Origin of the sequence: Streptomyces sp. NBC_01508, assembly GCF_045040315.1 — a bacterium.
Taxonomy (GTDB): domain Bacteria; phylum Actinomycetota; class Actinomycetes; order Streptomycetales; family Streptomycetaceae; genus Streptomyces.
The window spans coordinates 4434619-4448399 of sequence record NZ_CP109419.1 but is presented as its reverse complement, the minus strand read 5'-3'; the positions used below and the strand labels follow the sequence as shown (position 1 = coordinate 4448399).

Sequence of the window (13781 nt, the reverse complement as noted above, 5' to 3'; positions counted from 1 at the left end):
CCTCTCTCTCGTCTCTCTCAACTCCGCTGTTCCGAAGGCCGTGGACCGGCCCTGTCCAACCCGGTCCCGCTCAGCCGAAGTCGTCGTCGGTGTCGCCGGACCCGTCGCCCCAGTGCCCGTAACCGTCGTCGCCCCCGCCGCCACCGCCCGACCCGCTCGCCTCGGCCTGTCGGCGCAGTTCCTCCTCCTCTTCCGGGGAGAGGAAGGCGGGCGGCATGGTCAGCGCCGCGCCTACGACGGCACCAGCGGTGACCGCGCCGAGGACGGTGCCCAGCCGACCCCCGAACGATGTCCGGTTCACCGTCAGCACCCCGTCGCTCCACAGCGTCCGGCCGTAACCGGCCTCCTTGCCGTAGAGAGCCCGGCGCCCATCGGCGTACACGCGCTTGACGATCCGCCGCCCCAGCAACTCGTCCGTGCCCGAACCACCACGCTCGTCCCGCCACTGAACGACGCGCCGTCCCCCGCCACCGACCGCGCCGCGCCACTCCTGGCCGCCGTCCGAGTAACGCCGGTGGACCGTACGGTCGGCGAGCAGTTCGTCGGTGTAGGTGATCTCCCGCCTCGGTGGCTGCGGCTGCGGCACTGTGGTTCCTCTCATGCGGTGGGCCAGCTCAGGAAACCCGCCCGGCGGACCTGTCGAAGTTCGGTCAACTGCGAGCGCGGCGTGCGCACTTCCCGTACGAGGCGGTGCACCGTACGCAGCAGTGACGCCGGGTGCACGGCGGCGACCTCCGCGAATCTGCCGCGCCGCAGCCAGTCGCGCTCCCAGGGGCTGAGCGCGACACCGACAACCCCGGAACGGGCGGCGGGAAGCGCCGCGGGAACAGCCGCGTACGCCGGTCCACGGCCATGGACCAGATGCAGCGCGCCCGCCTGCCGGGGCCGCAGCCCCAGCGGAACGACCCGCACCCCGTCCGGCACATCGACGGACCGGGCGAACCGGGCTGGGAAGGTGAGCCCCCGCGCGCTCGCGTCGTGCAGCAGATAGACCGTCGCCCGCTCGGCCAGTGCCAGCATCCTCAACACACCTGGATCGAGAGGGATTTCGGAGGCCCCGTACACGGGGCACGCCGACTCCATCGGCACCCCGTTGGCCCGCAGCATGGCGGCGATACCGTCGGACTCGCACACCAGCAGCCTCGGCAGGCCGTAGTCGAACAGGTCGGGCTCCGGGGTGTGCCGCCCGGCCGCCTGCCGGGGCTTCGGCACGAAGGGCGGCAGCAGGCCGTCCACCGGGCCGGGACCGTGGCGGCGCAGCGCGGCCCGGTACGCGCCGTACGTCACCACGGGGGCCGAGGTGAACCGCGTACGCCGGGGCGCCCGGTGCCACGGCATCAGCACCCGGCACACCTCGTAGTACAACTGCCGCTCAGTGAACCGCAGTTGACCGGGCACTGCGGCCCTCTCCACCGCCGCACGCACAGCGCGGTCAAGCATCGCGTGCCGGACATGCCCCGCGTCCCTCATGACGCCGCCGGCCAGGTGAGGAACCCGACCTGCTGCGCGCGGCCCCTGTCGGGGTCGGCCACCCCCTCCGCCCGCTCCACCGCCCGCGCGACCACGGCCAGCAGCTTCGCCGGCGGCACCGCCGCGAGCGGGGACCACCAGCCACGGGTAAGCCACTCGGCCTCCGCGGCGGTCAGCGCCGACAACGACGTACGGATGGCCTCCAGGTCCCTAGGATCCAGCGGCTTCCGCAGCCGTACGGCGTTGTCCTTGTCCATCACGGTGCGCGGCAGCATCCCGGCGACCACCACCCGGCCACCGAGCGCGGCCCTGGCCGCGGACGCGAAGGCGAGCCCCGCCGGGCTGGCGTCGTGCAGGACTATCCCCACAACTCCCGCTCCGCCGGGCGCGGATGGGGCGGATAGCTGCCCGAGCTGGTCCACCGACAGCACCAGCGCCAGCGAGTGCGTCCTGTGCGCGCCGTTCAGCACGAGGCAGTCCAGCACGCTTCGGTCCTGGCAGAGGACGGCCAGCCTCGGTATGCCGCCATCGCGCTTCACGGGGTTCACGGGGTACTGGGTGCGCCCTTCCTCCATCAGCCCGGCCGGCGGCGCGCCGTGGACAGCGGCCCAGCGGTCGATGATCGCGGTCCGGAAGAGGTCGAGCGACATCGGCACGTGAACCGTGCCCGTCCGCTTCGCGTGACGCGACCCATGCGCCGCCAACAGGAGCAGCAGCACCAGGACGACCATCCCCACCACGGCGGCGGGCCGCACCACGTCAGGATCGAACTCGGAGATGCCACTGACCAGCAGCACGACAAAGGCTGTCATGACGACGAGAATCGTGGCGACGCATCCGTAGCCAAGAGCCTCGGGGGGTGTGCGGTTGCGCGCGGCGGCGTACCAGAGCTGGGTGGGCGTGTAGCGCAGGCCTTCACCGTTGCCGAGCTTCTCGATGAGCTTGCGCATCCGGATGTCGTGCAGCCGGAGCGTGTTGTCCGTCGGTTCGAGCGCGAACACGCGCTTGCAGACCGAGCAGGCCCTGCCCCCTCGCTCCTTGTAGCGAAGGCTCTTCTCACAGTGCGGGCAGATCACGGCGGCCCCCTCCAACTGTCCCGACAAGCGCATGGTTTCGTTATGTCGACCGGACAGATCCTAGACGACGGAGCTTGATTCATATGTCCAATTCCCGTACACGAATGAAACGCGAGGCGAACGCGGAGAACGAGGTTCACGACGTCGCCGAATTCACTGACGCGGCAAGGAACGTCGTCACACCTGTCCTCCAACTCCCCGAAGACATCGCCCTGGCCGTGGTGAACGCCTTCACGAAGGTCGTGAGAGACGCGAAACGAAGCGAAGCGGCCACAACGCCGAACACTGACGGGATAACGCGTTTCCAGACTTTCGAGGAGGGCGACGTCTATATGCTCGAAGCACCTTTCGACGACTTCTTCGCCGATCGCTATCTGATGGATTTCTACAATGTGGAGGAGCGCGGCGTCTGCTCCCGTATGCATCTGCACACCGGTCTGCGATTCGTGCGGATGATGACAGGCCCCGAGACATGTATCCGGGTGAGCAGTCTCTCCCCGTTCGACATCACCGGCGTCTCCGGAGTAACTCCCTTCACATTGCGGTCCTTCGAGGACACGTTGCCCGACACCCCGCCGGGTGTGGTGCGAACGCGGTACAACCTGGTCGTACCGCCCTGCTCCTTCGTGGACATGCAGATCCCGCGCGGAGTGAGCCACCAGTTCAATGCCGTCGGCGAGCACGCCGTGATCGATTCCGTGCATCCCGAGGAATCCGTGGAGACCTTCCGCGAAAAGATGTCCGGGTTCAAGATGATGGCGCAGACGGTATTCCTGGCGGACGAACTCCCCACGTCGGACACGTGCGCGGATCTGCCCACCTGACCGAGGACGAACGACTACTCGTCATCCTGGGAGGCCGTGGATGTCTCGGCAGCCTCGGAGGCCGTGATGGCCTCAGAGGTCGTGGAGAGCCGGCGCAGCCATTCCGTCATCAGGGCCACCTCGGCGGTACTGAGCCCCGACTCCGCCGACCGCCCCAGCAGGACGTTCAACTGAGCCGCCGCCGCAGGCAGTTGTGTCCTGGTCGTGACCCGCGTGGTGCTCTCCGCCGTCACTTCCGGGGTGAAGACGGTGGCGTGCACGGAATCACGGACCCGCCGGGAGGTGTCCCTGTCGGTGAAGGTCGAGGGACGGGCGACGAGCATCAGCGCCACTCCCACGTTGGCCGACATGACCACCTGGGCAGCCGCCTCGGGCGCCAGCCGCAACTTCCCGTCCGCCGCCGCCCGTCGTAGATCCCTGGTGAGGATCTCGTGGGACTCCAGGGCCGCCGCCGGGGGCGTACGCATCGCGGGGGAGTACATCAGCCGGTACAGATTCGGGTTGTCCAGCGCGAACTCCACGTGACTGTCCCAGCCCTTGCGCAGATCCTCTATCGGGTCGTCCTCCGGGGCGCCCTGCCGCTTCGTCTCCAGGTACTTGTCGAAGCCGAAGTCCACGACGGCGGACAACAGCCCTTCCTTGTCCCCGAAGTGCCGGTAGAGCGCCGGGGCACCCACCTGCGCGGCGTCACACACGGCGCGCGTGGAGACGTCACCGTTGGGCGACTCGGCGACCAGCCGGGCCGCGACTTCCAGGATCCGCGCTCGTGTGCTCATGGCGGACGACCGTATCAAGGGCTCCGTAGCGCCGTTACGCATGAGGAGCCACACAAGGAGCGGCACGAGGAGCGGCGTCGGCGGTGGCGCCGTACGGGGCGAAGCCGGAACCGGCTCCCGTGATCACAACGGTCTTCGCGGTGTCACCCATGACGGAACTCCTTGATCAATCGCAAGAGACAACAGACGACAGACAGCGGACAGCGGACAGGAGACAGGCGACAGGACGAAGACCGGCCGGTGTCAGACGATGCCGCCGTTGGCGCGCAGCACCTGGCCGTTGACCCAGCGCCCCGGACCGGCGAGGAAGGAGACGACCTCTGCTATGTCCTCCGGGCGGGCGAGCCGCTCCAGCGGCGCCTGGGCGGCCAGCTTCGAAACGGTCTCCTCGTCCTTGCCGTCCAGGAACAGGGCGGTGGCGGTCGGTCCTGGCGCCACCGCGTTGACGGTGATGTCCCGTCCGCGCAGCTCCCTGGCCAGGATCAGTGTCATCGCCTCGACGGCGCCCTTGCTCGCCGCGTACGCCGTGTAACCCGGGAAGGACAGGCCCAGAACGGAGCTGGAGAAGTTGATGATCGCCCCGCCGCTCCGCAGCCGGCGCGCGGCCTGCTGGTCGACCACGAACGTGCCGCGGATGTTGGTGCGGTGCATACGGTCCAGCGCGTCCAGCTCGGTCTCGACCAGCGGCGCGAGCGACATGACACCCGCCGCGTGCACAAGAACATCGACGCCACCGCCGAATGCCTCCTCCGCCGCGTCGAATAGCGCCGACACCGCGACCTCGTCGGCCACATCGGCGCGGAACTCCATCGCCGTCCCGCCCGCGTCGGTGATGGCGGCCACCGCCGCCTCCGCCTCGGTCCGATTCCCCGCGTAGTTGACGACGACGGCATGTCCGTCCGCCGCCAGGCGCTCCGCGCTCTCCCGGCCGATCCCCCGGGACCCTCCGGTGACGATCGCTACACGACGCGCCGCGCTCGGCTGCTCGCTCATGACGTTGCTCCCTGTATCGATGGGGGATCTCAGCCGGGGGTAGCGGTCTCCACTTCCCGACAACAACAACGCTAACATGTTCGAGTTAGCATCGCTACCCCATTCCGTAACATCGCTACGCCCAGCCCCGACAGAGCGATTCGAAGGATTCGAAAGAAGTCCCGCAAGCTGTCGAGATCCCGTCATCGGCTCCGACGTCCCCTGTGAGAGTCGCCCACAAGGGGTGGCAACGCACCACACGGCAGACCAGCAGACCAGCAGATCAACAAACCAACAGAGCAGCAGAAGGAGCGACGTCATGAAGTATCTGGTGATGGTCCAGGGTTCGCAGGCCGACTACGACGCGATGAGCGGCAAGGCGTCCGAGCACAGCGCGGCCTGGAACGAGAAGGACCTGCACGCGATGTTCGCGTTCATGGGAGCGGTCAACAACGACCTCGCCGAGTCCGGTGAGCTGGTGGACGCGAACGGTCTGAGCGAGCCCTCACAGACCCGTTTCGTCGGCGCGGACAAGGATGGCAAGCCGGTGATCACGGACGGTCCGTACGGTGAGACGAAGGAGCTGCTCGCCGGCTACTGGGTGCTCGACTGCGCGAGCCTGGAGCGGGTCACCGAGATCGCCGCGCGCATCGCGGCGTGCCCCCAGCCCGAGGGCGTCCCGTCGCACCCGGTGGTCATCCGGCCCATCCCGAACGCCCCGGGGATCGATGGCTGAGACACCGTGCGCGCCCCGGCACGACGGGGTGTACTAGGCGGTGTGGACAACGGCACGAACAACAGCCCGAACAACGGCACGAGCCCCACCACGACCGAGGACCTGCTGCGCCTGCACGCGCCGCAGGTCCTCGGCGCGCTCGTCCGCCGCTACGGCCACTTCGACCTCGCCGAGGACGCCGTCCAGGAAGCCCTCATCGCCGCCGCCCAGCAGTGGCCGACCGCCGGGCCGCCCGACAACCCCCGCGGCTGGCTGATCAAGACCGCCTCCCGCCGCCTCGTGGACCAGCTCCGCAGCGAGAGTGCCCGGCGCGTACGTGAGGAGAACGCCGCCGCGCTGAACCCCAGGGACGCCCACACCGCGCCACCGCCCGACGAGAGCCGCGCCCCCTCGGAGGACGACACCCTCACCCTGCTCTTCCTCTGCTGCCATCCCGAACTGCCCGCCGCCGCCCGGACCGCACTCACCCTGCGCGCCGTCGGCGGTCTGACCACCGCCGAGATCGCCCGCGCGCATCTGGTGCCCGAGGCCACGATGGCGCAGCGCATCAGCAGGGCGAAGCACAAGGTCAAGGGTGTGCCCTTCCGGCAGCCGGGCCCCGAGGACCGCGACCGCCGGCTCGCCACCGTGCTCCAGGTGCTCTATCTGATCTTCAACGAGGGTCATACGGCGACCTCAGGCGCCGAGTTGCACCGCGCGGACCTCGCGCGGGAGGCGATCCGGCTGACCCGGGCGGTACGGCGGCTGCTGCCGACAGAGGGCACGGTGACGGGCCTGCTCGCGCTGATGCTGCTCACGGAGGCGCGGAGCGCCGCACGCACGGGACCGCACGGCGAACTCGTTCCGCTGGACGAGCAGGACCGCACCCGCTGGGACCGCGCCGCGATCGCCGAAGGTACGGCGCTGGTCGAGGAGGCGCTGTCCCAAGGACCGGCCGGTGCCTACCAGTTGCAGGCGGCGATCGCCGCGCTGCACGACGAGGCGGCGAGCGCCGAGGACACGGACTGGCTCCAGATCGTGGCTCTGTACGACGAGTTGGTACGGCGCGCCCCCGGGCCCGAGCCGATGGCCGAGCTGAGCAGGGCGGTGGCCGTGGCGATGGCACACGGCCCGGAGGCCGGACTGGCGGAACTCAAAGGTCTTGAGGGGGAGTTGGCCGGCCACCACCGGCTCGACGCGGTGCGCGCCCATCTGCTGGAGCGGGCGGGCGATACGGAAGGCGCCCTGGCCGCGTACCAGTTGGCGGCGAGCCGCACGCTCAGCGCCCCGGAGAGAAGCTACTTGATGACGCGGGCGGCCCGCCTGCGCGCCTGAGAGCCGTGGCGCCCACAGCGGTCCGGTCCACAACGGATCGCCTACAGCGGCTCGCCGAGCGGCCCGTACTCCTCGGCCAGCGACCTGGCCCAGTGCGCGGCGAAGTCCGGCCGCGTACCGTCCGCGTCCGTGAAGCCGTACTCCTCGTAGAGCCCCCAAGTCGCCAGCGCACGCCCCGACTTGGTCATGATGTCCGGATCGGCGGCCAGCGCGGCGACCGCGCGCCCCAGATACGCCGGGCTCTCCGAGTGTGCGAAGTCCGGGTCCTTGGCCACCGCGTCCCGCCAGGTCTCCTCGGTGACGCCGAAGCCCTCCAGCATCGCCTCGGAACGCAGAAACCCGGGCGTGATCGCGACAGCGGCGACCCCGTACGGCCTCAACTCGGCCGCCTGTGCGACCGCGAGGCGGATCACCGATGACTTCACCAGGTCGTAGAAGAAGGTCCCCCGGTAGCGGGCGGTGTTCCCGTCCGTCACCTCCACAACCAGGCCGCTCCCACGGGCGATCAGCAGCGGCAGCGCGTAACGACTGGTGATCACATGGGTGTCGACCGCCTGCCGCAGCAGCCGGAACCCGGCGTCCAGGTCCTGCTCCCACAGCGGATGCTCCCAGTCGGTCAACGGGTCCCCGCCCCATACCGAGTTGACGAGGATGTCCAGCCGCCCGTCCTGCTCGGCGGCGATCCGGTCGACCAGGGCGCGTACGTCGTCGGGACTGCTGTGGTCGGTACGGACGGCGATGCCATGTCCGCCTGCTACGGTGACGCGGTCGGCCGTCCCCTCGACGGTCTCGGGGCGGTCCAGGTCGGAGCGCCCGGCGGCGCTGCTGCGGCCGGTGACGTACACCGTCGCGCCGGCCGCGCCGAGTTCCACCGCGATGCCGCGCCCGCCGCCCCGGGTGCCGCCCGCGACGAGCGCGACCTTGCCGGCCAGCGGTCCCGACGTCCTCGCCGTGTCGTTCATGATTCCTCCCGGTCGGCCGGTACGGGCGGGTCGTCGTCCGGTACGGGCAGGGCCACGTACCGCGCCAGCACCTCGCCGATCCCCTCCCGCGTCCGCTGCGCGAGAGTCCCCTCGCGGTCGAGTGCCCAGATCAGCCCGGCACCGGCGGACATCGCCTGTACGGAACGGGCCAGCGGGCGTACGTCCGTCCCGGCCCGCAGCTCCCCGGCGGCGACGGCGGCGGTCAGCAGCTCCTCGACGGCCCGCCGCTCGGCCCGGTGAAACGCGAGCGCGTGCCCGTGGAACTCCGGTTCGGCGAGGTCGAGGCAGAGGAACGCCAGATGGTTGGCGTACGTCTCCGGATCCGTCATCGGCTCCATGGACTCCACGAGCAGCGCGGTCAGCGCGGCGAGCGCCGAACCGTGCTCGCGTCGCAGCCGCTCCGGCGCCTTGCGGGCCTCGGCCTCCGCCTGCCCGGCGGACCGCTCGGCCAGTGCCAGCAGCAGGCCGCGCTTGGACCCGAAGCGCTGCATGAGCGTGCCCGGTACGAGACCCACCTCTCGGGCCACCGCCGCGAGCGTGAGCCCGGCGGGCCCGACGCGCCCGACGACGTCGGCGGTGGCGCGCAGGATCGCGGCGTCGTCGACACCGCGGGGACGTCCGACCACAGCGACGACTCCCTCATTTAATAAATGCACGTTCATTCATTAAGCAGGACGCCCGAGGAAACGGCAAGGAACCGCTCACCTCAGCCGGTCAGGCTCCGCACCGTCCCCAGCTGCTTCCACTTGCCCTTCTCACGGACATCGACCCACACCGGCCGGCTCCCGCTCAGCACCTGATGGTCCTTGAAGCGGTACCGGCCCAGCAGCCCCTCGACATCGACACCGCCCACGGCCTCCCGGAGCGCGGCCCGCGCGGGCTCGGGATCCGCGCCCGGCGCGTCCAGTTCCGGCATGTCGCCGTCGTCCACGACCTGCCCGATCCCGGCGGCGAGCACGAGCGCGCCGTCGTACAGCTCGGTCCCGCCCCGCGCCTCGAACATCTTCCGCAGCGGGGCCGGGCTCGCGCAGGCCTTCGGGAACAGCTCGCAGTCGGCCTTCGGCTGCCGCTCGTCGCGGAAGGAACGGAAGCGCAGCACGCCGCTCGGCACCAACTCGTCTTCCTTGTCGGTGTACTCGTGGTCGGCCTCGGTCTCGCAGGACGCCCTGAACTTCTCCTGCACGACCATCAACTGCCCGGACTTCTTCAGCGCGTCGACCCAGCCCTCGCGCTGCCGGGCGTTGGGCAGCGTGACGGCGTCCGGCCGCTGCTTGGCGACGTCCCGCGCGACGTCCTCGTCGTCCATCTCCTCCGGGTAGCCCACGGACTCGACGGCGTCTACACCGGCTTCGCGCAGCCCGTGCCCGAGCGTGCGATAGTTCGGATCGTCCTCCAAGTTGGGGTTGTCCCAGTGGTAGTCGGAACCGATGATCACCTTCTTCACGCCGTACGCGCCGGTCAGATAGCGCCCTTCCTGCGCGCCCTTGTCGAACGCCGTCGGCATCATGCCGAAGGCGAAGTCCGGACCCGAGCTCGATTTGCAGGTGTCGATCGCGGCCATGCGACGGTCGAGGTCGGTCTCGACACCGACGATGCTGTCGGTGTCACCGATCAGCGCGATCAGGCCCGGGTACTCCGCCAGCAACTCGCTCGCCGGGGTCCGCTGGTCGTCCTTGACCGGAACGACGCGCACCGGCAGCTTCTCGCCCGACGCGCGCTCGGCGTCCTTGAACGCGGCCTCGACGATCGCGACGCGCTCCCGCGGGTACTGCTCGTCGGAGGACCCTTCGTACGCGACACCGACGACGTACTCGTCCACCTCGTCCACCACCGTCGCACTGGGCCCGGACCCGCCGACCGGCGCGGACCCGCCGGACGACGAGGAGACCAAGAGGCCGGTCGGTACGCCGAGCACGACGAGGGCCACGGCGGCCCCGACGAGGGTGTTGCGCCGGCGGCTGTGCGGGACAGGCCCAGGCGGGGGAGGCGCGGGGACTTTGGCGACGAAGTGCGGACGAACGGCAGGACGAACGGCAGGACGAACGGCAGGACGAACGGCAGGACGAACGGCAGGACGAGCGGCAGGCCGCGCGTCCTCGGGCTCGCTTCCCGGCCCCGGCCCGGAAGCGGCCACGGGCGCCGGAACATCCGCAGCCGCAGCCTCGGCCTTGGTCTCAGCCACAGCCACAACCTCGGTCTCGGGCTCGGCCTCCGGCTCCCGCCCCCCGTCAGCCTCAACACCCGCCGACGCCCGCGCCCGCACCCGCTCCAACTCCACCCGCGCCGCGTGCGCGTCCGACGGCCGGTCGTCGGGGGCCTTGGCCATCAGCGAGAGGATCAACCGGTCCATGTCGGGACCGAGTTCGGCACGGGCGCGGCTCGGCCGCAGCGGCTCGTCGTTCAGGTGGTTGTACATGATCCCGGCCGCGTGGCCGACGAACGGCGGTCGCCCGACGAGGAGTTCGTACAGGACACAGCCCAGCGCGTAGAGATCCGTACGCCCGTCACCGTTCCGCTGCTGAAAACGCTCGGGCGCCATGTACAGCACGCTGCCGAACGGCGCCTGTCCGGTCTGGGTGAGCTGCGGATCGCTCGACCGGGCCTCGGTGTACTTGGCGATGCCGAAGTCCACCACCTTGGCGACGCCCTCGCCGGTGACCATGATGTTGGCCGGCTTGATGTCGCGGTGCACGATGCCCGCCGCGTGCGCGACCTCCAGCCCCCGGCACACGTCGATCGCCCAGCCCAGCGCGTCCGCCACGGTCGCGCGCCCGCTGTCGGCGAGAACGTCGTGCAGCGTACGGCCGTCCACCAGCGCCATCACCAGGTACGGGCTGTCGCCGTCCGTACCGTGATCGTGTACGGCGACGATGTGCGGGCTGTCCAACGAGGCCACGGCCCGCGCCTCCCGCCGGAACCGCGCCAGTTGCTCCCGCCGCTCCCCGTCACCCCCGGGCGCGAGCAGCAGCTTGACGGCGACCTCCCGCCCCAACTCCCGGTCCCGCGCCCGCCAGACCTCCCCCATCCCGCCGGCGCCGAGCAACTCCCCCAACTCGTACCGCCCGCTCAGCAACCGCCCCCGCACGATGCCCCTCCCCCTCCACCAAAGACGTGAAGCCGAGGGTATCTCCCGCCCCCGACCCAGGCCCGGGACGGGCCGCGCCTTTGCAGGAGGGGGTCAGGGATGTCAGGGCGCCAGCGCGTCCGTCAGCTCGCCCGCCTGCGGCACCTGCGACGGGAGGTGGATTCGTGTCGCCGAGGTGCCGGGTCCCCTTGGGGTCGGGGGGAGCCAGCGGGTGATGCCCGCGCGGTCGTGGAGCAGGTCCGCCTCCTTGTAACGGTGGCAGCCGTGGTGCCAGACGAGGATGCCGGAGAGCCAGTTCTCCAGCTCCTTCACATAGCCGTCGAGCACGCCGCGCACCGTGTCGTCCAGGCCGAAGTCGTCGTACAGGACGGGCAGTTCGTTGGCCGCGACGTGCTGGAACTGGCGCATGCGGCCCTTCATCAGGTCGTGGATGATGGCGACGCCCGTCGGGTAGTCGCAGTTGAAGAAGTTCTGCACCACCAGTACGCCGTTGTGGACCTCGCCCTCGAACTCGATCTCCTTCTGGTACGAGAAGAGGTCGTTCATCAGGCAGGCGTAGTCCTGCGCCGCGTTCTCCAGGGACTTCATCGGGCCGCTGCGGTAGATCTCCGGCGGCACGACATTGCCGTGGCCGATGCGGGACAGGCTCATCGTCATGTTGGAGCCGAAGGTCGCGCGGCGCATCTCGATGTAGTCGACGGGGTCCGGGATGCGGTTCTGGATCTGGTTGGCAAGTTCCCAGACCCAGCTGGCCGTCATGTCCTCGACGGACACGCGGAAGGCGGTGCGGGCGTCCGCGTCCATCGGGCCGGCCGTGCGGACCCACAGGTCGGCCAGGCCGCGTTCCAGCGCGCTGAGCGGTGTCGGGGTGTCGAGCGTGTCGATCGGCATGAACAGCGACAGGCGTTCGTTGCAGACCTTCGCCGCCGCCAGATTGCGGGTGTTGCCGTAGACGACGGGGAAGAAGTCGTCGCCGTACGTCCCCCAGGCCAGCCAGTCCGAGGTCAGGTCGAGCCCCTCGGGCGTGGCGTCGGGGTGGATGCCGGCCGCGCAGAGCGGGAGGTCGATGCGGCGGATCCGGTCCTCGTCCCAGACGTCCGAGCCGGGGATGCCGGGCTGCCCCTCCAGGATGCCCATCCGGTGGGCCCACTCCACGACGTGCTCGCGCGACGCGTCCAGGTGCGGGCTGAGCGTCGCCTCGAACGGCATCTCGAACTCGGGCAGGATCGACGGCCCCACCCGCTGGTACGGGACGTGGCTGTGTCCGCGCGCCCTGGCGGGGGAGCCGTTGGTGAGCGTCTTGAGGTAGTCCGAGGCCGCCGTCCCGCGCCCGACCGGGGTCAGTGAGAACAGCGGACCCGCCGTCTCCCCCGCGCCCGTCCCCGCGCCACCGTCCGCCCCCGCGCCGTTCATGTACCGGCTGGAACGCATGTGCCACTCGTGGCCGCCCGACTGCCAGTCCTGGAGGCCCTTCACATACGCCAGGGTCCCGGCCGCCGCGACCGGATCGATCCCCTTCTCCACGAAGAGCGGTCCCAGTTCCGTGAGCGCCGTGTTCTCGAACTGATGGAGACGGGAGGTCAGCAGGTCGTTGACCGCGTCGGCCGCTTCCTGGGTCGTGCATTCGAGGAACGTCTCCAGGACGAGCACACCATTGCTCAGCTCGCCCTCCTCCTCGATCTCCCGCTGGTACGAGAACAGGTCGTTCCGCAGGTGGACCCCGTCGGAGAACGTGTCGCGCAGGACCCGCATCGGGCGGGACTCGGCGATCTCGGCCGGCACCTCCGCGCCCGCCGCGTACTCGATGAGCCCGGCCGACCACGGCGCCCCGCCGACCTTGCGGCGCATCTCGATGTACTCGACGGGGTTCGAGATCCGCTCGGCGTTGATGTTGGCGAGCTCCCAGAGGGATTCGTTGAGCAGGTTCTCCGTGCTCTCGGCGAACCGCGCCCGCCAGTCCAGGGACATCGACGGGACGGTGCGCTCCCAGAGGTCGGCGAGCCCCGCCTCCACCGGATTCGTCGGCTCGGGAAAACCGTCGGCGAGATCCATCGGCATGAAGGCGGCGAGCCGGTCCAGATACGCCTTGCCGCCCTCGCGGTCCTGCGTCCTCTTGAAGATCTCCAGGAAGTGGTCGTCGAAGAAGAAGACCCACACATACCAGTCCGTGACCAGCGACAACTGCGGCCCTGTGCAGTCGGGGTGGGTGTACGAGCACAGGAGCGCGTAGTCGTGGGCGTCGAGATCGCTCTGCTCCCAGATCCCGGAGCCCTCCAGCATTCCCCTGTCCCGGGCCCACGTCCGGGAGTGCTCCCGGGCCTCCTCCAGGTGCGGATTGATCCGCGCCGGATACGGCATGTAGAAATCCGGCAGTTCAAAGGGCTGTGTCACTGGTGCGCGGCCTTTCCCGAGGATTCCGGAGGTCTCCGGCAGTGGTCCGTGTCCAGCTCTACCCCTCGCCACGTACCGCCATCCGCGCCACAAAACAGTCATATGAACACACCGCCAGGGCGTGGCCTCCCTGACATTTCCCGCCTCCCGGTCC

The 13781-nt window shown here is 70.0% G+C and carries 12 protein-coding genes; 3 read left to right on the top strand and 9 right to left on the bottom strand.

What is annotated here, in order from left to right; all coding sequences use genetic code 11:
- Nucleotides 1-70: 70 nt before the first annotated feature.
- From OG700_RS20610 to OG700_RS20600, 3 genes are read right to left on the bottom strand one after another with little or no spacing between them, the layout of a single operon-like run.
- A complete protein-coding gene (locus OG700_RS20610) occupies nucleotides 71-586 on the bottom strand; it encodes a hypothetical protein (protein WP_405615674.1) in 516 nt (171 codons plus the stop codon).
- Nucleotides 587-597: 11 nt separating this feature from the next.
- Nucleotides 598-1413: a hypothetical protein gene (locus tag OG700_RS20605; RefSeq protein ID WP_405615672.1), complete on the bottom strand. Its 816-nt coding sequence runs from the start codon at nucleotides 1411-1413 to the stop codon at nucleotides 598-600.
- Nucleotides 1414-1466: 53 nt separating this feature from the next.
- A complete protein-coding gene (locus OG700_RS20600) occupies nucleotides 1467-2579 on the bottom strand; it encodes a hypothetical protein (RefSeq protein ID WP_405615670.1) in 1113 nt (370 codons plus the stop codon).
- Nucleotides 2580-2650: 71 nt separating this feature from the next.
- Between OG700_RS20600 and OG700_RS20595 the strand changes: the two genes are divergently transcribed.
- On the top strand, nucleotides 2651-3370 hold the full coding sequence (locus OG700_RS20595) for a hypothetical protein (RefSeq protein WP_405615668.1): 720 nt from the start codon (nucleotides 2651-2653) through the stop codon (nucleotides 3368-3370).
- Nucleotides 3371-3384: 14 nt separating this feature from the next.
- Here the strand turns inward: OG700_RS20595 and OG700_RS20590 are convergent, their stop codons facing one another.
- Nucleotides 3385-4146, bottom strand: a complete 762-nt coding sequence (locus tag OG700_RS20590; RefSeq protein ID WP_405615666.1) for a TetR/AcrR family transcriptional regulator — start codon at nucleotides 4144-4146, stop codon at nucleotides 3385-3387.
- Nucleotides 4147-4389: 243 nt separating this feature from the next.
- The gene (locus tag OG700_RS20585) at nucleotides 4390-5139 is read right to left on the bottom strand and encodes an SDR family oxidoreductase (RefSeq protein WP_405615664.1); all 750 of its coding nucleotides are present in this window, start codon (nucleotides 5137-5139) and stop codon (nucleotides 4390-4392) included.
- A gap of 298 nt (nucleotides 5140-5437) precedes the next feature.
- Between OG700_RS20585 and OG700_RS20580 the strand changes: the two genes are divergently transcribed.
- Together OG700_RS20580 and OG700_RS20575 are read left to right on the top strand one after the other, a co-directional pair.
- Nucleotides 5438-5854 carry a YciI family protein gene (locus OG700_RS20580; RefSeq protein WP_405615662.1) on the top strand — a complete coding sequence of 139 codons (417 nt, stop codon included), beginning with the start codon at nucleotides 5438-5440 and terminating at the stop codon, nucleotides 5852-5854.
- 42 nt (nucleotides 5855-5896) lie between these two features.
- Nucleotides 5897-7168, top strand: a complete 1272-nt coding sequence (locus OG700_RS20575) for an RNA polymerase sigma factor (RefSeq protein ID WP_405615660.1) — start codon at nucleotides 5897-5899, stop codon at nucleotides 7166-7168.
- 41 nt (nucleotides 7169-7209) lie between these two features.
- Here OG700_RS20575 and OG700_RS20570 read toward each other — a convergent pair whose 3' ends face one another.
- The 4 genes from OG700_RS20570 to OG700_RS20555 all read right to left on the bottom strand — a co-directional run bounded on the left by OG700_RS20570 (nucleotide 7210) and on the right by OG700_RS20555 (nucleotide 13627).
- Complete coding sequence (locus tag OG700_RS20570) at nucleotides 7210-8130, bottom strand: SDR family oxidoreductase (RefSeq protein ID WP_405615658.1); 921 nt, start codon at nucleotides 8128-8130, stop codon at nucleotides 7210-7212.
- On the bottom strand, nucleotides 8127-8777 hold the full coding sequence (locus OG700_RS20565) for a TetR/AcrR family transcriptional regulator (RefSeq protein ID WP_405615656.1): 651 nt from the start codon (nucleotides 8775-8777) through the stop codon (nucleotides 8127-8129). Before OG700_RS20565 ends, OG700_RS20570 begins: the two co-directional genes overlap by 4 nt.
- 80 nt (nucleotides 8778-8857) lie before the next feature.
- On the bottom strand, nucleotides 8858-11236 hold the full coding sequence (locus OG700_RS20560) for a protein kinase domain-containing protein (protein WP_405615654.1): 2379 nt from the start codon (nucleotides 11234-11236) through the stop codon (nucleotides 8858-8860).
- Nucleotides 11237-11338: 102 nt separating this feature from the next.
- Nucleotides 11339-13627, bottom strand: coding sequence for a germacradienol/geosmin synthase (locus OG700_RS20555; RefSeq protein WP_405615652.1), 2289 nt, complete (start codon nucleotides 13625-13627; stop codon nucleotides 11339-11341).
- Nucleotides 13628-13781: the final 154 nt, after the last annotated feature.